Below are 22,564 nucleotides of genomic sequence, written 5' to 3' on the forward strand. Positions count from 1 at the left end.
AATGCACATGCAAAATGAAATGATAGCACAATTAGTTTTAATTCTTCCAGAAATTTTAATAGCATTAGGGGGGGTAGTGTTACTTTTAGTTGGTGTTTATTCCAATACACGTTCTTCTTTAACTGTAACAGGGCTTGCTATTGCTCTTTTTGTTGCAACTATTGTTATGATTGTTGTTTTTCCGAAAAGTGGCTTATTTCAAACCAATACGCTTATCATTGACTCTTTTGGCCGTTATATGAAAATTTTAACGCTTATTGGTGCACTTTTTGCTCTTATTATGTCTATTGGTTTTAACAGTTCTCAAAAAATCGATATATTTGAATTTCCTGTGCTTGTTCTTTTCGCAACTCTTGGCATGATGTTGATGATTTCAGCGGGTAATATGCTTTCACTTTATATGGGATTGGAATTACAATCTTTAGCTTTATATGTTCTTGCTGCAATCAATCGTGATAATGTAAAGTCTTCTGAAGCTGGTATAAAATATTTTGTTTTAGGAGCGTTATCTTCAGGATTATTGCTATATGGTATTTCTTTGCTGTATGGTTTTACTGGTCAAATTGGTTTTCACGAAATTGCTATTGCTTTAAAAGGTGAAAATTTACAACTGGGGGTTATTTTTGCAATTGTTTTTATTTTAGCAGGTTTAGCTTTCAAAATTTCTGCAGTTCCATTTCATATGTGGACTCCAGATGTTTATGAAGGAGCACCTACACCTATTACAGCGTTTTTTGCTGGTGCTCCTAAAATTGCCGCTATGGCACTCATTATTCGTCTTGTAGTTATGACTTTTATTCCACTAAGTAGTTCTGATGGCGCGATGCCTGCATGGCAGCAAATTTTGGTGTTTATGGCACTGACATCAATGATACTTGGTGCATTTGCTGCGATTGGCCAGAGCAATATTAAGCGTTTGATGGCTTATTCATCAATTGGTCATATGGGATATGCGCTTGTTGGTTTAGCTGCTGGAGATATGCTCGGGATAACAAGTGTTATTCTTTATATGACTATTTATCTTGGTATGACACTTGGTTCATTCGCTTTTATTCTTGGAATGCGATCAAATAGTGGAAATGTTGAAAATATTTACGATCTTTCAGGGCTCATAAAGGCAAATCCTTTTATGGCTGTTGTGATGACAATACAGCTTTTCTCACTAGCAAGTATACCTCCTATGGCTGGTTTTTTTGGAAAATGGTATACATTTTCTGCTGCTGTTCATGCCGGTCTGACGCCGCTTGCAGTCGTTGGGATGATAGCATCCGTTGTTGGAGCTTTTTACTATTTACGAGTCATTAAAATTATGTGGTTTGATGATGCAAAGGCTTCTTTTGTTATGTTATCGAAAGAGCTTAAGTTTTGTCTTGGTCTTTCTGCATTGTTTGTTTTATTTTATACGCTTTTTGGAATTTGGTTTACTGAATTAGCAGAAAAGGCGGCAGCCGCATTATTTTAATGAGTATGGTTTATATCTTATCAAATTTTGCGCAAAAACAAGGATACACCGTTGAAGCACACGAAAGTGTTTCTTCAACAAATCTTATTGCACAACAAAAAGCGCAAACTGGTCATCAAGGTTATCTCTGGATTGTTGCACAAGAACAATTACAAGGTAGAGCAAGAAGAGGAAGGGCATGGGCTAGTCCGAAAGGAAACCTTTATTCTAGTCTTTTATTAATTGATGGTATTGTTCATCACACTGCTGCTCAACTTGGTTTTGTGGCTGGAGTAAGCGTGGTAGAGACAATAAAAGAATTGATAAAAGATGAAAAACAGGAAAATGCTATTATTAGCTTAAAATGGCCAAATGATATTTTGCTCAGAGGTGCTAAAAGTGCTGGTATTTTGCTCGAGATTTTTAAATTGCCGTCAAAGCAGAATGTTTTGGTTATTGGTATCGGAATAAATGTAAAACATCATTATGAAGAAGCACCTTATCTTACTTCAAGCCTAAAGAATATTGGTTTGCATATTGAACCAGAACAGTTATTTACAGTTTTAACAGAATATTTTGCTAAAAATTACCTGCTTTGGAAGCAACCTGAAGGATGTGGTATAATCCGCGAAAAATGGCTTTTACATTCGGCACATCTTGGACAAGATGTTAAAGTAATCAATGATAAAAAAATCATTGAGGGTATTTTTGAGGGGCTTGATTATGATTTTAACTGCATCATACAACAAACAAATGGTCAAAAAGCTATTATAACAGCTGGAGATGTTCATTTTGGTTTGGCAGCTTGTGTTCATGCAGATCGTTATTAATTTATGAAAATTTTATTTTATCCTCAGATTATCTTGATGATTTAGGAGATGTTTATGGCTGCAGATCATGGATGTGAGTTTGTCTTTTTACCTCTGGGAGGAGTAGGTGAAATAGGGATGAATCTCGCCGCTTACGGCTTTGGACCACAACATTTTCGTGAGTGGTTGCTGGTTGATATGGGAGTTAGTTTTGCTGGTCCTGAATTACCAGGGGTAGATCTTATACTTCCTGATATCCGTTTTTTGGAAAGCGAAAAACATAATGTGCGTGGTCTTGTTTTAACACATGCTCACGAAGATCATTATGGGGCTGTTCTTGATTTATGGCCAAAGTTACAAATTCCAATTTACTGTACACCGTTTACAGCAGGATTATTGGAAATTAAAAAACAAGCAGATTTTGAATCACAAAAAATTTCATTCAATATTTTTCAAGCTGGTGATTGTTTTCAAATAGGTCCCTTTGCTGTGGAGACTATTGCCGTTAACCATTCAATACCAGAATCTGTATCTTTGGCAATTACAACATCTCTAGGTACTGCAATTCATACAGGTGATTGGAAAATTGATCATACACCTTTACTTGGTTCTGTAACGGATGAAAAACGATTTCGTGCTTTAGGCAATAAAGGCATTTTGGCATTGCTTTGTGATTCTACAAATGCATGTCGAGATGGTATAACACCATCAGAGCAACAAGTTCAGACAAGCCTCTGTGAAATCCTCTCGAAAGCTGAAGGACGTGTTGCAATCGCAACCTTTTCCTCTAATGTTGGTCGCATTCGTTCCATTGCTCTCGCAGCGGAATTCGTTGGACGCAAGGTTCTTATTGTTGGACGCTCTCTTAAACGCAGTATTATGGTTGCTCAAGAGCTTGCTTATATGGATGGTCTAGCACCATTTGTGACAGAAGATGATTATGGTTATATTTCACGTAAAGATCTTGTTTTGGTTGTTACAGGAAGTCAGGGCGAGTCGTGTGCTGCTCTAGCCAAACTCTCACGCAATGAAATGAGAAATATTGCGCTTTCTGCTGGTGATACCATTATTTATTCGTCACGAAGTATTCCAGGAAATGAAAAAGCGATTCTTGAGATACAAAATCGTTTTATTGATATGGGAATTAAAGTTATCACAAATGAGGACGCTCTCGTTCATGTTTCAGGTCATCCCCGTCGCTTAGAACTTTTACAGATGTATGATTGGATAAAACCAAAAATACTTGTGCCTGTGCATGGTGAGGCAATACACCTTACTTCTCAAGCTGCTTTAGCACGTCAAGCGGGTATTAAAATTGTTAGGAATATTAGAAATGGTAATATGCTGCGTCTTGCACCAGAACCTGTAGAAGTTATTGATCAAGCCCCTGTTGGTCGTATTTATAAAGATGGTTGTCTTCTTGGAGATGAGTATGAGCTAGGAATTCGTGAACGTAGAAAACTAAGCTATGCCGGTTATGTTGCTGTTTCTCTCCATATGAATAGCAAGCATGAGTTATTAGATGATATCGGTCTGAGTACATTTGGACTACCTGAGAGTAATGGAGAGGGGGAAAAATTAAAAGATATTCTTTTAGATATTGTAGAAAATACATTTTATAATATCCCACGCGTTAAACGAAAAAATAATGAACTTGTTCAGGAAGCAACGCGGCGTGCAGTAAGAGCAGCTGTTTATGAGGTTTGGCGAAAAAAACCTATCTGTACAGTTTTTTTACATCGATCAAAATAAAACCTTTTAGGATTATGTTATTTTCTTTTTAATGAAAAAAGAGAAAAGAGGATTATGAGATCATTTTTCGCTCTAACTAAGCTTAGTAAGGAAAATAACATAAGTTTTTTTAACAATCTGTTCGTTATATTTGCAAGCATTCAGAATATCGCTATAGATTAAATATATATTCTATTTAAATTGTTCTAATATGATGGATCTGATTAGGAGTTAATTATTTCAATGCATCTTTCTCAATATTTCCTTCCACTTTTAAAAGAAAATCCTAAGGAAGCAGAAATTGTTTCTCATCGATTGATGTTACGTGCAGGTATGATTCGCCAACAAACCTCAGGAATCTATTCTTGGCTTCCCTTGGGTAAAAAAGTACTCGATAAAGTTTGTAAGATTATTCGTGAAGAGCAAGAGCGAGCTGGTGCTATAGAAATATTAATGCCTACAATTCAGTCTGCGGATCTTTGGCGTGAAAGTGGTCGTTATGATGACTATGGGTTGGAAATGCTCCGTATTAAAGATCGTCAAAAGCGTGATTTACTTTATGGTCCAACAAACGAAGAAATGGTAACGGATATTTTTCGTTCCTATATTCGTTCTTATAAAGATCTTCCGCTTAGTTTGTATCATATTCAATGGAAGTTTCGTGATGAAATCCGCCCACGTTTTGGTGTGATGCGATCACGAGAATTTTTAATGAAAGATGCTTATTCTTTTGATCTTGATTATGAAGGTTCTCAAACATCTTATAATCGCATGTTTATTGCTTATTTACGTACTTTTTCTCGTCTAGGTTTAAAAGCAATTCCTATGCGTGCTGATACAGGCCCAATAGGTGGTAAACTCAGTCATGAATTTATTATTTTAGCTGAAACAGGAGAAAGCGCTATATTTTGTGATAAACAATTTCTTGAGTTTACTGTTCCAGACAGTTCAATTGATTTTAATAATAAAGCTATTTTAACTGATATTGTTAAACAGTGGACATCTTTTTATGCAGCGACAGAAGAAATGCATAATGAAGAAGAGTGGGCTAGAGTTTCTGATCATAATCGCCTTTCAGCGCGTGGCATTGAAGTGGGACATATTTTCCACTTTGGCACAAAATACTCTGCTCCCATGGGAGCAAAAGTTATGGGACAAGATGGAAAAGAACATGTTGTCTCTATGGGATCTTATGGCATTGGACCTTCACGTCTTGTTGCAGCAGCGATTGAAGCTTCTCATGATGAAAATGGTATTATTTGGCCGAAATCGATGGCTCCATTTGATGTAGGAATCATTAACATGAAGCCCGATGATAAAAAATGCACGTATGCATGTGAAATGCTTTATCACGGATTAAGACAGGCTGGTTTTGATCCATTGTTAGATGATAGAAATGAGCGCCCTGGATCAAAATTTGCAACAATGGATTTAATCGGTTTGCCAACACAAATTATTGTTGGCCCCAACAGCATTATACAAAATAAAGTTGAAGTTAAAGATCGAAAAACGGGTGTTAAAAAATCTTTAACGGTTGAAGAAGTACTCAGCCAATTTTCTATAATTGAATAGGCAATGTTATGAAGAAGTTGAAAAGTAAATGGTTTTCATCTTATGAGTGGATGATTGCTTTTCGCTATATGATTCCTAATAAAAAACATGTTGTTGCATCCGTTATTTCCATCATTTCTCTCATTGGAATTATGTTAGGGGTGTTTGCCCTGGTTGTTGTTATGGCGGTGATGAATGGTTTTCGTACTGAACTTCTCGATCGTATCCTTGGTATGAATGGACACCTTGTTGTTCAAGCCGTTAATTCTAGTTTCCCTGATTATAGTACCCTTATTTCTTCTTTAGAGTCTCTAAATGGAATAAAATTTGCTTTGCCTGTTATTGAGGGACAAGCGCTTGTGCAAGGTGAACTTCAAGGAGGGTCTGGGGCTTTAGTTCGTGGTATGCGCAAACAAGATTTAGAGAAACTTAAAACCATATCCCAAAATATTAAATTAGGTTCGCTTGCACGATTTGATAAAGAGGAAGGTGTCGCGATAGGCAGTGGTTTGGCAACAAAATTGGGGCTGACCGTTGGAAGAGATATTCGTATCATTACTCCTGATGGCGATGCAACTCCTTTTGGAGTTACACCACGTGTTAAAGCTTACAAAGTGATTGCTATTTTTGAAATTGGTATGTCTGAATATGATTCGATATTTGTCTTTATGCCTCTTCATGAAGCACAAATGTTTTTTAATTTGGGAGAAAATATTCAGTCTTTAGAATTATTTCTGAATTATCCTGATGCCGTTGAGAAAATAAAACCAGTTGTGGAGAAAGCTGTTGATCAACAAGTCTATTTAATTGATTGGCGTGAACGCAATCAAGCTTTTTTTTCAGCCTTGCAGATTGAACGAAATGTTATGTTTTTCATTCTTTCTCTTATTGTTCTTGTTGCAGCTTTGAATATTATTTCAGGACTCATTATGCTTGTAAAAGATAAAAGCCATGATATCGCAATTTTACGTACAATGGGTGCACAACAAAGCGCGATTCTGCGTATATTCATAGTTACTGGTATGATGATTGGTTTTATTGGTACAATATTGGGATTAATTTTTGGTATCATAGCGACTGTAAATATTAATCATATTCAGGATTTTATTTCTTGGTTATTTAATGTTGATGTTTTTAATCCTCAACTTTATTTTTTAACAAAATTGCCCGCGCAAATTGAGTGGGGACAGACAGTTATTGTTGCTATAATGGCTTTATTTTTGTCATTTTTAGCGGCCCTCATTCCCGCATGGCGCGCTGCTAGGCTAGATCCTGTACAAGCTTTGAGGTATGAGTAATGACGGCTATTTTAGAGCTCGTAGGGATTGAAAGACATTTTTTTGAGGGGTATAAACCTCTTATTATTTTAGATAAAGCGAATTTTATTCTTAATCGCGGAGAACTCGTTGCACTTGTTGCACCATCTGGTGCAGGAAAATCAACACTTCTTCATATTGCTGGTTTATTGGAAAAACCAACAGCTGGTGATGTGATGTTACGGGGTGTTTCTTGTGCAAAACGGTCTGATAGTGAGCGAACAGCTATTAGACGAAATGATATCGGTTTTGTTTATCAGTTTCATCACTTACTTCCAGAATTTACGGCTTTAGAAAATGTCATGATACCGCAAATGATAGCAGGATTTAAAAAATCTATAGCAGAAGATCGTGCACTTAAATTGCTAACATATCTGCGTGTTTTACATCGTGCTAATCACCGTCCATCGGAATTATCCGGTGGTGAACAACAGCGCGTCGCTATTGCACGTGCAGTAGCAAATGGTCCTTCAGTTCTTTTGGCTGATGAACCTACAGGAAATCTTGATCCTGTAACTTCAGCGTATGTTTTTCAAGCCTTATCTGCGCTTGTTCGTCAATCTGGTCTTTCTGCTCTTATTGCAACACATAATTACGCTTTGGCTAAACAAATGCATCGCCGAATTACGCTTAAAGAAAAAAAGATTATTGAACTTCCTTAAGTTAGGGGCAAAATTTATTGTGCAAATTGAAAACTGAATTTATATCACTTTTGTTCAATTCGAGGAGACTTTTATGACAGTTTTTGTCGTTGACAAAAATCAATTAGATGTGCGTCGTCGTCGATTGATTTTTCGTGCGTGGCATCGTGGTATTCGTGAAATGGATCTTATTTTTGGACATTATGTAGATGCACATATTGCTGGAATGAGTGATAAAACGGTTTTTGAACTTGAGTACATTATGTCTTTTGATGATCGTGATTTATTAACGTGGATTACAGGAGAAATTTCTCCTCCCTCTAAAGTTGATAGTCCGCTTTTTCGTGACATCATAAATTACCATGTTTATATAAATTTAAATTAATTCCGATGCCTATATTAAAAAAAACTATCACTCCACAAAATACTTCTTCCCATATGATCTTTGATGGAATTACTGATGGATTTGAAGCCTTTGCACTTGCACAATTGCGTTCAGAAATTGCACAAGGTAAACCACTTCTCTATGTTCTTCGTGATGGAACAAAAATTGCGCATTTACAGCAAGTTTTAAATTTTATTGAGCCCAATTTGCCTATACTTCAATTTCCTGCATGGGATTGTTTACCCTATGATCGCGTGTCACCAGGAGTTGTTGTTATGGCACGTCGCCTATCGACTTTGGCAGATATAACAAATTTACGCAAAAATCCACAGGCTGCGATTATATTAACAACAGCAAATGCAATTATACAAAAATTGCCTCCCCGTACAATGATAGAAACACAGATTATCCGTGCACGCGTTGGTCAACGTAATAATATGGGGCATTTCATTCAATTTTTAGAATCCAATGGTTTTGATCGTGTTACGGTTGTCCGTGATGTTGGTGAATTTGCTGTGAGAGGAGGAATTCTTGATATCTTTTCTCCTACGGATGTTGAGCCTTTGCGTCTTGATTTTTTTGGAGATACCTTAGAGAGTATCCGCACATTTGATCCAGAAACTCAAAGAACAACAAACAAAAAAACTGAGCTTTTATTACATGCAATGAGTGAGATTGTTTTTACAGCTGAACGCATCAGCTGCTTTAAAAGCAATTATACTCGCGCATTTAGTGTATCACAAAAAAACAATATGCTTTATGAAGCAATTTCCCAAGGGCGGCGTTTTGCCGGTATGGAACATTGGCTACCATTTTTTTATGAAAATCTTGATAATTTTTTTGATCATTGTGGCAGCATACCAATTGTTTTTGAACATCTTATAGAAGAAGCGCTCATCGAGCGCTATCGCCTTATTGAAGATTATTATGATGCACGCAAAGAACATGAAAATGATAATGAAGGTTTTACTTCTTATCATCCAATAGAGCCTAGCCTTCTCTATTTAACGCCAAAGAGTGTTTTGGAAATTGTGCAACAATCTGAACGACATATTGATTTTATTCCTTTTAATGTTCCACAAACTTTTGAACAAACTGTTGTTCACACACATGTGAAGCCGGGATATGATTTTGTAAAAGAGCGCAATGCGCAAGAAAAAAATGTTTTTTCATCTGTTATTGATCATATTGCTTCATTGCGTGCAGCTGGTAAAAAAATACTTTTAGCTTGTTGGAGTGAAGGATCTCTCAATCGTTTGGTACAGATTCTTGAAGAACATGGATTAAAAAAAATAGATATTGTAAAATCATTACAAACTGTTAAAGCAACACCACGTGATCGTATATTAGCAGCTGTTCTAAGGATAGAACACGGCTTTGAAGTAGAAGATTTTGCTGTCATAGCAGAACAGGATATCCTTGGTGATCGTTTCATAAGATCACCCAAACGATGCAAACACAATACAAATTTTATTTCTGAAATTGCAGCTTTAAATTCTGGTGATATGGTTGTTCATATCGATCATGGTATTGGGCAATTTGTTGGTCTTAAAACTATCATGACGACTGGAATTTTACGAGATTGTCTTGAAATTAAATATGCTGGAGGTGATAGACTTTTTTTACCTGTTGAAAATATCGAACTTCTTTCACGCTATGGATCAGAGGGAGCAGATGTAGCGTTAGACAAGTTAGGTGGTGTTGCTTGGCAAGTACGTAAAACACGGCTAAAAAAATATTTATTGGAAATGGCTGGTCAATTAATCCGTATAGCTGCAGAGCGTGCTATGCGTTCTGCACCTGCTTTGATTCCGCCAATTGGACCATTTGATGAGTTTGTTGCATGCTTTCCTTATGAAGAGACAGAAGATCAAATGAACGCCATTGATGCTGTATTAGAGGATTTGGCATCAGGCAAACCAATGGATCGCTTAATATGTGGCGATGTTGGCTTCGGAAAAACAGAAGTAGCTATTCGAAGCGCGTTTGTTGCTGCATTAAATGGATATCAGGTTGCCGTTGTTGTGCCTACAACATTGCTCTCACGACAACATTACAAGACTTTTATTTCACGTTTTCAAGGATTACCTGTTAAAATTGGTCATACATCAAGACTTGTGAAAGCTAAAGAACTCGCACAAGTCAAAAAAGGGATTTCAGATGGTACTATTGATATTGCCATTGGAACGCATGCGCTTTTAAGTGATGCAGTTAATTTTTCACGGTTGGGACTTCTTATTATTGACGAGGAGCAGCATTTTGGTGTTAAACACAAAGAACGTCTAAAAGAACTTAAAAGCGATATTCATGTTCTTACACTTTCAGCAACTCCCATTCCACGCACTTTAGGACTAGCATTATCAGGGGTACGAGAACTTTCATTGATAACCACTCCACCTATTGATAGAATGGCTGTACGTACTTTTATTTCACCGTTTGATTCACTTGTTATACGCGAAACATTGCTTCGAGAATACTACCGTGGTGGACAAAGTTTTTATGTTTGTCCGCGCATTTCAGACCTTGCTTCTGTAGAAGAATACCTTAAAACGCATGTACCAGAGCTCAAGTTCGTTATAGCGCATGGACAAATGCCCGCTGGACAACTTGATGATATTATGAATGCATTTTATGATGGACAATACGATGTTTTGTTATCGACAACCATTATTGAATCAGGTCTTGATATTCCAACTGCCAATACATTAATTGTGCATCGTGCTGAAATGTTTGGTCTTGCTGCTCTTTATCAATTGCGTGGTAGAGTAGGGCGCTCAAAACAACGTGCTTATGCACTCTTTACTTATCCTTCAGGTAAAGTTTTAACCCCTGCTGCTGATCGTCGTCTTAAAATTTTACAATCTCTTGATACATTGGGGGCAGGTTTTCAATTGGCAAGCCATGATATGGATATTCGCGGTTCAGGAAATTTTTTAGGCGAAGAGCAATCAGGGCATATAAAAGAAGTTGGATTTGAACTTTATCAAAAAATGCTTGAAGAAGCCGTTGCTGAATTAAAAGATGGAGAACAGAGCGAAGATAAACAATGGTCACCTCAAATTTCCCTTGATACAACCGCGATTATACCAGAAAATTTTGTGCCTGATTTACCGTTACGCATAGGACTTTATCGTCGTTTAACAGAACTTAATGATTTAGAACAAATTGATGAATTTGCAGCTGAGTTAATTGATCGTTTTGGACCTTTACCACTTGAAGTTCAACATCTTCTTAAAGTTTATTATATAAAAATATTATGTAGAAAAGCGCATGTAGAAAAATTGGATATTGGACCAAAAGGTATTGTTATAAAATTTCGCAATAATTATTTTGCAAATAGTGCTGCGCTTGTCCAGTGGGTCGCAAAAAAAGGTTCAATGGTAAAAATTAGACAAGACCAAACTATTGCTTTTATTCAAAATTGGTCTACAGTTAATGAAAGACTTGTTGGAGCGGCAACGATTGTGAAACAGCTCGTAGAAATGGCAGAGAAATGTTCTTTTTAGGTTAAAACTTTTCCTATAGATTTAAAACCATTATTTATTATAGAATATTTCTACACAACATTTAAAGTTTTCATAAAATTTTGCTTATATAAAAATTCTCTTTTTGAGTTATTTATTATAATACATATTGATACAAACAGACAAATATATTAAGCAACACTATTATAAAAATAAAAGGTGCTATTTATAAGCATTTATATAAACTTAAAGTGGAATAATATGATTTCTTCATTACAAAGATTGCTCATTATAGCTTTTTTATTACTTACTTTAATATATGATATAAAAAATGTTCATGCTGAATTTTTTTTTATGAAACTCTTGATGAAAAATATCAACGTTTTAAAGAAAAAAGAATCATTGTTGATAATGAAATCGAGTTTATTGAAGAAAAACTGGATGAATTAAATCTTTTGATAAAGCGCATTCCTAGTACAAAATACTACAAAGTTTTGCATGAACAAAGTAAGCTTTTGCAGAAACAAAATGATCTTAGTGAGGAACATTTTAGACTTACTTTAAAATTAAACAAATTAGCTGAAGGAAAACTAAATTTGATATATAGAACGTATATAGCAAAAGAATACGAAGAAGGAGAATATGAAGAAAAATTTGCTAAAGCAAAAGAATATCTGAAAAAACACAATTATTTAATGAATGGAAAATGAGTGAAGGTGTTTGGAACAATGATGAAATAATAAAAAGTTATCTCATTTTTATTGTTTCGTGCAGAGCTTTGGGAAGTCTACTACATAGTGATATCGCTGCTGTTTTACGTAAGGAGTTTGATTGGAAAAAGAAGGATTTTATTTGGACGAAATATGCAGTTAGTTCAATAGATATAAAGTTAGTCAAAAATATTAAAGAACTTCTAATAACAGGCCCTGATAATCTAAAAAAAGAGTTATATAATACTATAAAGAATGCTGTGGTGCGTGGAGATTCCTCTTTGAGAAATATACCTATGGTTTGCAGAACCTTTGAAGAAGTACATAATATAGTTTTCCCAAATAAAAGAAAAAACATTATAAACAGTATGCTTTTTTATATTCGAGAATGGTTTAATAAGAAATAGTTATGTTTGTTTTATTAAAAGTTTTATAAAATAAAAAATATATTTTTAAATAATAAAATAATATTATGCTTTGGATATGTTATTTTAATATTTTAATTGCTAGTTTATGTAGATGTAATTAAAAGTCCAGTAAAATGAATTCAAGCATCTTTTAAAAACTGTCAGATAAATTTATCTCTTTGATTTTTTTGATAATAGAATCTTTTATTCACGCCACCAAGCCGGTAGGCGATATCCATAAAGTGATGTATAAGCAGGATGCTTAATATATGACCAACGTGCTATCCATTGTTCAGGCAAATGATAGAGGGGTATATAGTAGCTTCCAGAAATAAGAATTCTGTCCAAGGCACGAACTGCCGCAATAAAATCAACATCTGAGTGTGCATCAAGCATCGCCGTTATCATTGCGTCTATAGCAGGATTAGCTGCTCCAGAAAAATTAAAACTTCCTTTTAAATCTCGAGAAGCTGAACTCCAACGATTTATTTGTTCATTTCCTGGTGAGAGAGAATTTTTTAATTTTGCTATAATCATGTCATAGTCAAACATTCCTAAACGATTTTGGTATTGGCTATCATCAACGGTCCTTATTTCAACATGAATACCAAGACGAGACAACGTACTTTGAAAAGCAAGTGCAACCTTTTCTTCTTCAAGTGATTGAGTCATAATTTCAAATCGAAAAGGTAGACCATTAGGAGCAATAGCTTTGTTGTTTTTTTGAGTAAAGCCTGCTTTTTGTAAGAGTTTCCAAGCTTTTTCTGCGATTGATCTATCCAAGCCTGAGCCATCTGTTTTGGAGATACGCCAACTTCCATTCATAACTTCAGGAAGAACTGCATCAGGGTAGGGAGCCAAAAGTGCTTTTTCTTTTTCGTTTGCTGGTTTTCCAATAGATGACAGGATAGAACCATCCCAATAACCTTCCGTTCTGGTATAGATATTATTAAAAAGGTGATGATTGACCCATTCAAAATCGAAAAGTATTGATAAAGCCTGTCTTACTCTTTTGTCTTTAAAAACTGCGCGACGGGTATTAAAAACAAAACCCATGAGATCAGCGGGAGTTCCCTTTAAAAATTTTTCTTTAATAACAAGACCTTCACGAACAGCTGGAAAATTATAAGAGTGTTGCCAACGACTTGGATTTGTTTCAATAAAAACATCAATCATACCTTTTTTAAAGGCTTCAAAAAGTGCCATATTATTACGAAAATATTCAATTTGAATAGTATCAAAATTATTTAAACCTTTATTAACAGGAAGATCTTTCCCCCAATAATGAGGATTGCGCTTATAGATAATCCGTTCACCAAGCTCAACATGTTCAATAATATAGGGACCGCTTCCTGGAATCTTATTCAGCCCATTTTTTTCAAAGTCATCAACATTAATAGCATGTTTTGGTAATATGGGCATTACACCAGCTAAAAGAAGTGGAAATTCACGGTCTTTTGAGTGTGGAAAACGTATTTTAATACCATAATCTCCAATTTTTTCAATGGATTCTATACGTTTCATATAACGATCAAAAGGAGGTCTTCCTTTATCTTTAAGGAGCTTTATTGTGAATAAAACATCTTCAACTGTTATAGGTTTTCCATCCGAAAAACGCGCCTTTGGATTAAGAAAAAAAGTAATTTCAGTGCGCTCATTGTTTAATTCAACTTTTTCTGCTAAGAGACTGTAAAGTGTAAAAGCTTCATCACGAGAGCGTACCATCATTGTTTCGTAAACAAGACCAGAAAATTGTTCATCAGAGAAAAGTCCTCTTGCCGTTGTTCTAAAACTGCGAATAACGAAGGGATTTAAACTATCAAATGTTCCAACAACACCATAAGTGACTTTGCCTTTTTGCTTGGCGTCAGGAGATGCATAAGGAAAATATTGAAAATTTTCTAACAATTTAGGCGTTCCATGCATTGCAATACCTGTTGCTAGAACGCTTTTGCTTAAAAGAAGAGGTATAAATATAAAAAAAGCTTTAAAATAATGAAATCTATAGAATAACATAGGAGTCTACTTTAATTATATTGCAATATTGATTCGTTTATGTAATCTTAACTTGTTTCACTGCACTAGGGTATTTTATGGATAAATTCCGTAGAATACTGATGCCATAAAAGGGGGATTTTGTACATGAGTGCATAAGAATTTAAGTGGCTATTTATAGCTTTTTTTCCCAAATTTGACTTTTCTCTTTATATTGAAGTAAGAAGCATAGAAGAGGGTGTCATTTCATTGGTTTAATTTAATACACTTGATTGAAATTATATTTAGTATTCCTATTGTTTGGGTTATTATAAAAGCGCGTTGAAAGGATTAACTTAATCATGTCGCATAAAAATATCTGTTCTGTTGTTTCAGGATTAGCTGGAGCTATGGCCCTTTTTTTTACAATTCATACTTCTGCAGGAGCGCAAACTTTATCTCAAGGTTGGTATAAGGTGTGCAGCAAGCAGCATGATGTTGATGTTTGCAATACAATGAACACTGTTTTATCAAATACTGGACAGCCTTTGACGGCTTTTAATCTTGTTGAAATAAAAGGGAAGCAAAATGAAAAACGTATAGGTATTCAAGTTCCTACAGGTCGTTTTTTGCCAGAAGGTGTTCATATTCAGATAGGAGATAATTTTTCTAAAAAAGTTCCTTATATTATCTGTAATGGGCCAAGTTGTATTGCCAATGATGTCTTAGATGATAAGCTTATTACAGCTATGAAAAGCGGCTCGAGAATGGTTGTAACTACGATTAATTTTCGTGGTTCAGCTAATCCTATTGAATTTTCTCTTAATGGATTTACTACTGCATACACAGGCCCTGGTATAGAGGAAAAAGATTTTCAACAAGAGCAAATAAAGCTGCAACAAGCCATTCAATCAAAGCAAAAAGAGATTGAAGATCGTATGCGTGCTGAACAAGAAAGAGCTAAACAAAATTAATAAGTGCGCAACATAAGAAGGCATTTATTATGTTTGCTTATTTAAACCGCCACAAATAATTTGTGGCGGTTTTTTATATTTAATTTTTGGAAGGATTTCTGCGTTTCCACCAGCCAGTACGCTGAGTTTTTGGGGTATCGTTAAGCGTCGATGATATCACAACAGAGTGATTGATTTTTTCTTCAACTTTGGAGAAAGTTGGCTCAATTGGTTTTTCACTTACAGTTTTTGGTTTTGATATTTCTTTTATTGCCGTTATTTCTTTAGAAGATGATTTTTTACGTGTTTTGCGTGTTGCTTTATTATTTTGAAGCGTTTTTTCCACTACCTCATGAAGAATTTCATCTACTTTTTTTGTTTTAACTTTATGTTTTGAGCGAACTGTAGGTTTTTCTTCTAAAGATTCTGGTACTGCTATCTTTTGATCGTTTTCAGTAGCGTATTGATTTTGTACTACTCTTGAAGAACGCGTTTTACGTTTTTTAGGTGTAGCAGCCGTATCAATCTTTATGGTTTCATCTTGTTGTATAGCCGAGAGTTGTGTGTCATTTTCAGTTTCTTCAAATTGAATAGATTTTGTATGTGGAATACGTCGTTTGCGATATGCCGTTTTAATTTCTTCTAAGGCTTGTTTAGCAAAATCTCCTACCGGTTCTGCGTAAGGAATACGAATTTGATAAAAACCATTCTCCTGATTACGACGCCCCCCTCGACGTCCCCGACGACGCGCGCCCCCTCGACGACGAGAATCATCATTCAGCACGTCGTCTTTTTTCCGAGCAGTAGAAAGAGAATTGTCATTCATTTCACCTAAATGATTTTTAGGCCGACGTTTCTGATTTGTTTCAATAAGCGTTTTATCTTCGATAGAAAAATTATTTATGAGGATTTCATTTTCAGTTTCTTCTTTATTATCATCTTCTAAAACCGGCTGAGAAATTGTTTCTGCTATTGTACCCTTAGAAATAATAAGATGTTGTGTTCCAATGCTATCATCTGCTTCAATACTAATATTAAGTTTAAAACGCGTTTCTAGATTAACAAGAATATTGCGTTTATGGTTTAACACGTAAAGTGCTGTTGTTACAGGTGTGCGCACAATAATGTTATGTTGCGGATTATGCAGAAGATATTCTTCAATAGAGCGCATAACATGTAAAGCAATTGAGGATTCAGAGCGAACATTTCCTGTTCCAGCGCAATGCGGACAGGGATGTGTTGTACTTTCTAAAACTGATATACGAATACGTTGACGACTCATTTCCAAAAGGCCAAAGTGTGAAATGTGACCAACTTGGATACGAGCGCGGTCATTTTTTAAGCAATCTTTCAGCTTTTTTTCAACTAATCTCACATTGCGCTCTTCAAGCATATCAATAAAATCAATGACAATTAAACCAGCAAGATCACGTAAACGTAATTGACGTGCTATTTCTTCTGCAGCTTCAAGGTTGGTCTGTAACGCTGTTTTTTCGACAGAAAGTTCTTTAGTAGAACGACCAGAATTGACATCGATAGCTACAAGTGCTTCCGTTTGATTAATAACAAGATAACCACCAGACTTTAAAGAGACTTGTGGATGCAACATTTTATCAAGCTGAATTTCAATATTATTGCGCGCGAAAATGGGAATGGGATCGCGATAGGGCTGCACAACTTTTGCATGACTTGGCATGAGCATACGCATAAAATCTTTTGCTTCACGATATCCTTGGTCTCCAGAAACAAGAATTTCATTGATATTTTTATTGTAAAGATCTCGTATAGAACGCTTTATGAGATTACTTTCTTCATGAACAAGACATGGTGCTGTCGATTTAAGTGTCAAAGTGCGAACCGTATCCCATAATCTGGTGAGATATTCATAATCGCGTTTAATCTCAGCTTTTGTCCTATTTGCGCCAGCAGTTCGTAAGATAACGCCCATGCCTTTTGGAACTGCTAATTCTTTTACAATTTCTTTCAGACGTTTACGGTCTTGGACATTGGTAATTTTTCGTGAAATACCACCACCACGTGCTGTATTGGGCATGAGAACAGAATAACGACCTGCTAGGGATAAATATGTTGTAAGCGCTGCACCTTTATTACCACGTTCTTCTTTGATAACTTGCACCAACAAAATTTGCCGTCGTTTAATCACTTCTTGAATTTTATATTGACGTCCTTGTTTTTGTTGATAGGTGGGGAGCTCTTCACGCACATCCTCTGCACCAACCATTTCGATCTCATCATGAGAAACACTTGCACTAAAAGTTTCTTCTGCATCATCAATTGTTATGATTTCAAAAGTTGCATCATTTTCAATATCTGCTGCGATGCTATTCTTACTTTCATCTTTTTTTGTTTTTCTGGAGCGTTTTTTATTTTTGTTTGTTTCTTCAGCAAGGACATCTGCATAATTGTCTCCTATAGCAGCTTTTTCTTCTTCTTCAAGAAGAGCAAGACGATCAGCAATAGGAATTTGATAATAATCAGGATGGATTTCGGAAAATGTCAAAAAACCATGGCGATTCCCACCATATTCGACAAAAGCTGCTTGAAGCGATGGCTCTACACGTGTAATACGTGCTAGATAAATGTTTCCTTTAAGCTGCTTTTTATGTTCTGATTCAAAATCAAATTCTTCAATTTTGTTGCCGTGAACAACAACAACACGTGTTTCCTCCGGATGGGAGGCATCTATAAGCATTTTGTTTGACATAAGTTAAAATCCTGAGGGCGACATGCGCAACTTTATTCAAACGAACAACACAACTATTCGTAAATGCGAGAGGCTGTCTGCCGTAAAAAGGAGGTACCAGTAAAACAGAACAGGACATCACATGTAAACACATGGCCGCGTTTACAGCATTTCTCTTCATCATTTCCCTCTGTTTTGTATGACTCATAATTTTTGTAAGTCTCCGGTAAAACAATCTTTAAAATAGTTCGGATATTCGAACCAGCGAATCTTAAATAACGCAATTCTAACTTTTGTGACATAAGGAATTTTCATCCATAAAAAGCCTAAATGTACAACGTACAACAAAGCTTCTAAAGGCAACTTAATATGGATTATAGTTACTATTAGTTAGAAAGCGTAAATGTTCTTTTATGTTGATATCATAGTTTTGGCAAGTAACAATGTAAATACGTATCATTATAATTCATAATAAATCTCTTTATTGCCTTAATTTAATTTTTGAGGGGAGCATTGAAAATTAAAGAATTGAGTATTTCTTGAAAAAAATGGAATAAATCTGATATATCATTTTTATACGGTTAATAATTATGCTAATGTAAAATATTAAGAGTATTTGATTTATGAAAAAAGGGGTTTCTAAAAAAACTAAAGCTGGCTATTGGGATATTGTTTTTTACATCTGGTATTGCTTATTATTTTTTTTAGCATTCCAAAGCAATATCCAAGCGGCAGATAGTTTAAAGCTTATTAATGTACAGACTATTGGTGATAATACGTATACGCGTATTATTGCAATTTTTAATGCTGAACCAAAGGCTCGTTTACAGATTTTGGATAAGCCTGCACGTTTGATTATCAATTTACCCACTGTTGATTTTTCAATACAAGATATTTCTAAAAAACAACATAAATTATCAAGCATGTTATCAGATATGCGCTGTGGTTTTTCTGATATACGGAATTCACGCATTATTTTTACGAGTAAAATTGCTTTTGTTGTTGAAAAAACTAGAGTGCAAAAATTAGAAAACGGTTTTTGGCAATTATTAATTGATATTCGTAAAACGACACAAGAAAAATTTTATAAAATATTGGAAAAACAACAAAAAGCTGCTTTTAATACAAAAATACAACGAATGCCAATACGTAATTTTCGTGTTGTGCTTGATCCTGGTCACGGTGGAATTGATGGTGGTGCGCAAGGCATTAGTGGAATTTTAGAAAAAGACGTAACACTAGCTTTTGCATATGTACTGCGAGATGAATTAGAAAAAGATTCTCATATTACCGTTGCTTTAACACGCGATTCTAATATTTTCTTAAGATTAAGTGAAAGAGTTAAAAAAGCGCAGGAATTGAATGCTGATCTTTTTATATCTATTCATGCCGATACTATTAATTTACATTCTCTTCGTGGTGCAACAGTTTATACTATCTCAGATAAGGCTTCTGATGCAATTGCAAAATCCTTAGCTGAAAATGCAAACAAAGTAGATCTTCTCGATGGTTTGCCAGCAGATAAAACACTTGAAGTAACAGATATTTTACTCGATCTCACTCGTCGTGAAACACACGCATTTTCAGTAAATTTTGCTGATAGTGTTGTCTCAAATTTATCAAAAAATAATATTAATCTGATAAATAACCCTCATCGATATGCTGATTTTCAAGTTTTAAGGGCTCCAGATGTACCCTCTGTCTTGATAGAAATCGGTTATTTATCAAATAAAGAAGACGAAGAATTATTAAACAATCCCCAATGGAGAAAAAAGATGGCTCTCTCGATTGCTCATTCTATTCGTCAATTTGCTGAATATAGGCAGAAAATTATGCAGCCTCTTTAAATTTGTAAGAAAATAGAGTATCAGTACTGGGTTCTGATAGAGTTTAATATAAACGAACTGTTTTTTTATCTCAATCTAGCGGTAATAGCCACATAGTATTAGTGAGATGACATTTTTTCTTTAATCAATTCTAAAGAAAGCGATAGCTATTTCGATGATAATTTTTTTTAGATATCTTCTTAGTTTTTTTATGACTCTTGTTTTTTGGGGAACAGTGATACAGAAAGCGATAGCAGAAGAGCAGATAACTTCACTTCCTGATTATGAAGTTCTTTCCCTCTATGAACCACCTGTAATGACACGCGTCCATGCTGCTGATGGTAGCCTTATGGCAGAATTTGCAACAAAACATCGCCTCTATTTACCAATTCAATCAATACCAAAGATGCTTAAAGATGCTTTTATTTCTGCCGAGGACAAAAATTTTTATCATCATTTCGGTTTAGATCCCGAAGGACTGTCTAGAGCTTTAGTTAATAATATCCGTAATATTGGTTCTGGAAAACGTCCAGAAGGAGCGTCAACCATTACACAACAAGTCGCTAAAAACTTTCTCTTAAGTTCGGAGGCAACCTTAGAGCGCAAATTAAAGGAAGCTATTCTGGCGATGCGCATTGAGAAAACTTATTCAAAAGACCATATTCTTGAGCTGTATCTTAACGAAATTTATCTTGGTCGTGGCACTTATGGTATTGCAGCAGCTTCTTTGACTTATTTTAATAAATCCGTCAATGATCTGACTTTAGAACAATGTGCTTATTTGGCTGCTCTTCCTAAAGGACCAGGAAATTATGATCCATTTAAAAATACACAACGTGCAACAAATAGACGTAATTGGGTTATAGATCGAATGGTTGCAAATGGATATGTAACGCGTGAACAAGGTGACAAAGCCAAAGAGAAACCTTTGGGAGCTACAATACGTGGGAGTGATAGCTATGTTTTTGTTGCTGAATATTTTACTGAAGAAGTACGTCGCCGTTTAATACATCGTTATGGTGCAAAAACACTTTATGAAGGTGGCCTTTCAATTCGTACAACGCTTGATCCACATTTGCAAGTTGTTGCTCGACGGGCTTTACATAATGGATTAATTAAATTTGATCATGCACAAGGATGGCGTGGAGCTTATGCACGTATTAATGAAAAAGGTGATTGGGGAGCTGAGCTTGCAAATATCACAGGGTTGAATGATGTTCCTGAATGGCGTTTAGCCGTTGTGCTTTCTGCTAACGCTCATAAAGTAGAGATTGGTTTACAACCACAACGCGAAGCTTCAGGTTTATTATCAAAAAAACGAGATACGGCTATTTTGTCTGAAACTGATTCAAAATGGGCATTCAATATTATAACAGAAAATGGTCATCGGAGAATTGTGCCAAATTTATCGCATGTCCTGCAAATTGGAGATGTTATTTTTGTTGAAAAAGTACCAAATACAAACAATATTTACCGCTTACAACAAATTCCAAAGGTTGAAGGTGCCGTTGTGGCTATGGAACCACACACAGGGCGTGTTCTTGCAATGGTGGGAGGTTTTTCTTTTTCCGCCTCTGAATTTAATCGTGCAACACAAGCTTATCGTCAACCTGGCTCTGCTTTTAAGCCTTTTGTATACGCAGCAGCACTCGATAATGGATATACACCAGCTTCAGTTATTTTAGATGGTCCCATTGAAATTCGCCAGTATAATGGTGATATTTGGCAACCTAAAAATTATGGTGGTACATTTGCAGGACCTTCAACACTACGTTATGGTATTGAACATTCCCGCAATCTTATGACGATACGGCTTGCCTACGACATGGGAATGCCTCTTGTTGCTGAATATGCAGAACGTTTTGGTATTGTAGATAAATTACAACCTTATCTTCCCATGGCCTTAGGAGCTGGTGAGACAACAGTTTTACGAATGGTAACAGCTTATTCAGTGATAGCCAATGGAGGACGCTCTATTAAACCTTCACTGATAGATAGAATTCAGGATCGTTATGGAAAAACGATTTATCGTCATGATGATCGTCTTTGTGAAAATTGTAATGCCCAGTCATGGGATAATCAAAGTGAACCAAAATTGATTGATGAACGAGATCAAGTTCTTGATCCTATGACTGCTTATCAAATTACATCAATGATGGAGGGAGTTGTTCAGCGAGGTACAGCTGCACGTTTACGTTATCTCAATCGACATATTGCTGCTAAAACAGGAACCACCAATGATTCTAAAGATGTATGGTTTATGGGGTTTACTCCTGATCTCGTTGTTGGTGTTTTTATTGGTTACGATCAACCTGCACCGTTAGGATATAATGGGACAGGAAGTTCATTGGCGGCACCTATTTTTGGTGAATTTATGGCAGAAGCTCTAAAAGGGAAACCAGATGTACCATTTAAAATGCCAGAAGGAATGATTTTAATGCCAATTAATCGTAGGACGGGTATGCTCGCGGAAAGAGGAGAGCAAGATGTTATTATAGAAGCATTTAAACCAGGGACTGGACCTGCTGATATTTATCAAGTCATTGGTAGTACGAATTCTTTTCAAGAAGGTGTTCCTGTAATGACCACTTCTCCACAGGTTAATAAAGCTCTTGAAAGCGGTACAGGTGGGCTATATTAGTTTGGCAAAAT

The 22,564-nt window shown here is 35.6% G+C and carries 15 protein-coding genes; 13 read left to right on the forward strand and 2 right to left on the reverse strand.

All coding sequences use genetic code 11. The annotated features are described in order from the left end of the window. Positions 1–7 precede the first annotated feature (7 nt). The 10 genes from nuoN to QWU_RS10375 all read left to right on the forward strand — a co-directional run bounded on the left by nuoN (position 8) and on the right by QWU_RS10375 (position 12,455). Complete coding sequence (gene nuoN / locus QWU_RS06235; RefSeq protein WP_006589683.1) at positions 8–1,462, forward strand: NADH-quinone oxidoreductase subunit NuoN; 1,455 nt, start codon at positions 8–10, stop codon at positions 1,460–1,462. Next, positions 1,462–2,271 (forward strand): biotin--[acetyl-CoA-carboxylase] ligase, encoded by an 810-nt coding sequence (locus tag QWU_RS06240; RefSeq protein ID WP_006589682.1) that lies wholly within the window; start codon positions 1,462–1,464, stop codon positions 2,269–2,271. The genes nuoN and QWU_RS06240 overlap by 1 nt, the downstream gene beginning before the upstream one ends. Positions 2,272–2,325: 54 nt before the next feature. After that, positions 2,326–4,002 (forward strand): ribonuclease J, encoded by a 1,677-nt coding sequence (locus tag QWU_RS06245; protein WP_006589681.1) that lies wholly within the window; start codon positions 2,326–2,328, stop codon positions 4,000–4,002. A 222-nt stretch (positions 4,003–4,224) separates the two neighbouring features. Continuing rightward, positions 4,225–5,553, forward strand: coding sequence for a proline--tRNA ligase (proS, locus tag QWU_RS06250; protein ID WP_006589680.1), 1,329 nt, complete (start codon positions 4,225–4,227; stop codon positions 5,551–5,553). Between the two features lie 8 nt (positions 5,554–5,561). After that, positions 5,562–6,830 carry a lipoprotein-releasing ABC transporter permease subunit gene (locus QWU_RS06255; protein WP_026017319.1) on the forward strand — a complete coding sequence of 423 codons (1,269 nt, stop codon included), beginning with the start codon at positions 5,562–5,564 and terminating at the stop codon, positions 6,828–6,830. After that, a complete protein-coding gene (locus QWU_RS06260; protein WP_017196416.1) occupies positions 6,830–7,510 on the forward strand; it encodes an ABC transporter ATP-binding protein in 681 nt (226 codons plus the stop codon). The genes QWU_RS06255 and QWU_RS06260 overlap by 1 nt, the downstream gene beginning before the upstream one ends. Before the next feature lie 73 nt (positions 7,511–7,583). Then, a complete protein-coding gene (locus QWU_RS06265) occupies positions 7,584–7,874 on the forward strand; it encodes an FAD assembly factor SdhE (protein ID WP_006589677.1) in 291 nt (96 codons plus the stop codon). A 5-nt stretch (positions 7,875–7,879) separates the two neighbouring features. Next, positions 7,880–11,380, forward strand: a complete 3,501-nt coding sequence (gene mfd / locus QWU_RS06270) for a transcription-repair coupling factor (protein ID WP_026017320.1) — start codon at positions 7,880–7,882, stop codon at positions 11,378–11,380. Between the two features lie 413 nt (positions 11,381–11,793). Next, the gene (locus QWU_RS10370; RefSeq protein ID WP_017345219.1) at positions 11,794–12,048 is read left to right on the forward strand and encodes a hypothetical protein; all 255 of its coding nucleotides are present in this window, start codon (positions 11,794–11,796) and stop codon (positions 12,046–12,048) included. After that, positions 12,045–12,455 carry a hypothetical protein gene (locus QWU_RS10375; RefSeq protein ID WP_017196420.1) on the forward strand — a complete coding sequence of 137 codons (411 nt, stop codon included), beginning with the start codon at positions 12,045–12,047 and terminating at the stop codon, positions 12,453–12,455. The genes QWU_RS10370 and QWU_RS10375 overlap by 4 nt, the downstream gene beginning before the upstream one ends. 204 nt (positions 12,456–12,659) lie before the next feature. Here QWU_RS10375 and QWU_RS06290 read toward each other — a convergent pair whose 3' ends face one another. After that, a complete protein-coding gene (locus QWU_RS06290) occupies positions 12,660–14,381 on the reverse strand; it encodes an extracellular solute-binding protein (RefSeq protein WP_240532168.1) in 1,722 nt (573 codons plus the stop codon). A 410-nt stretch (positions 14,382–14,791) separates the two neighbouring features. Between QWU_RS06290 and QWU_RS06295 the strand changes: the two genes are divergently transcribed. Then, positions 14,792–15,403, forward strand: a complete 612-nt coding sequence (locus QWU_RS06295) for an invasion associated locus B family protein (RefSeq protein WP_006589673.1) — start codon at positions 14,792–14,794, stop codon at positions 15,401–15,403. 79 nt (positions 15,404–15,482) lie between these two features. Here the strand turns inward: QWU_RS06295 and QWU_RS06300 are convergent, their stop codons facing one another. Continuing rightward, on the reverse strand, positions 15,483–18,107 hold the full coding sequence (locus QWU_RS06300; RefSeq protein WP_006589672.1) for an Rne/Rng family ribonuclease: 2,625 nt from the start codon (positions 18,105–18,107) through the stop codon (positions 15,483–15,485). 602 nt (positions 18,108–18,709) lie between these two features. Here QWU_RS06300 and QWU_RS06305 point away from each other — a divergent pair. After that, positions 18,710–19,933, forward strand: a complete 1,224-nt coding sequence (locus QWU_RS06305; protein ID WP_006589670.1) for an N-acetylmuramoyl-L-alanine amidase family protein — start codon at positions 18,710–18,712, stop codon at positions 19,931–19,933. 154 nt (positions 19,934–20,087) lie between these two features. Further along, positions 20,088–22,553, forward strand: a complete 2,466-nt coding sequence (locus QWU_RS06310) for a penicillin-binding protein 1A (protein WP_006589669.1) — start codon at positions 20,088–20,090, stop codon at positions 22,551–22,553. Positions 22,554–22,564: the final 11 nt, after the last annotated feature.

The organism is Bartonella birtlesii IBS 325 (genome assembly GCF_000273375.1).
In the GTDB taxonomy this organism is placed as follows: Bacteria; Pseudomonadota; Alphaproteobacteria; order Rhizobiales; family Rhizobiaceae; genus Bartonella; species Bartonella birtlesii.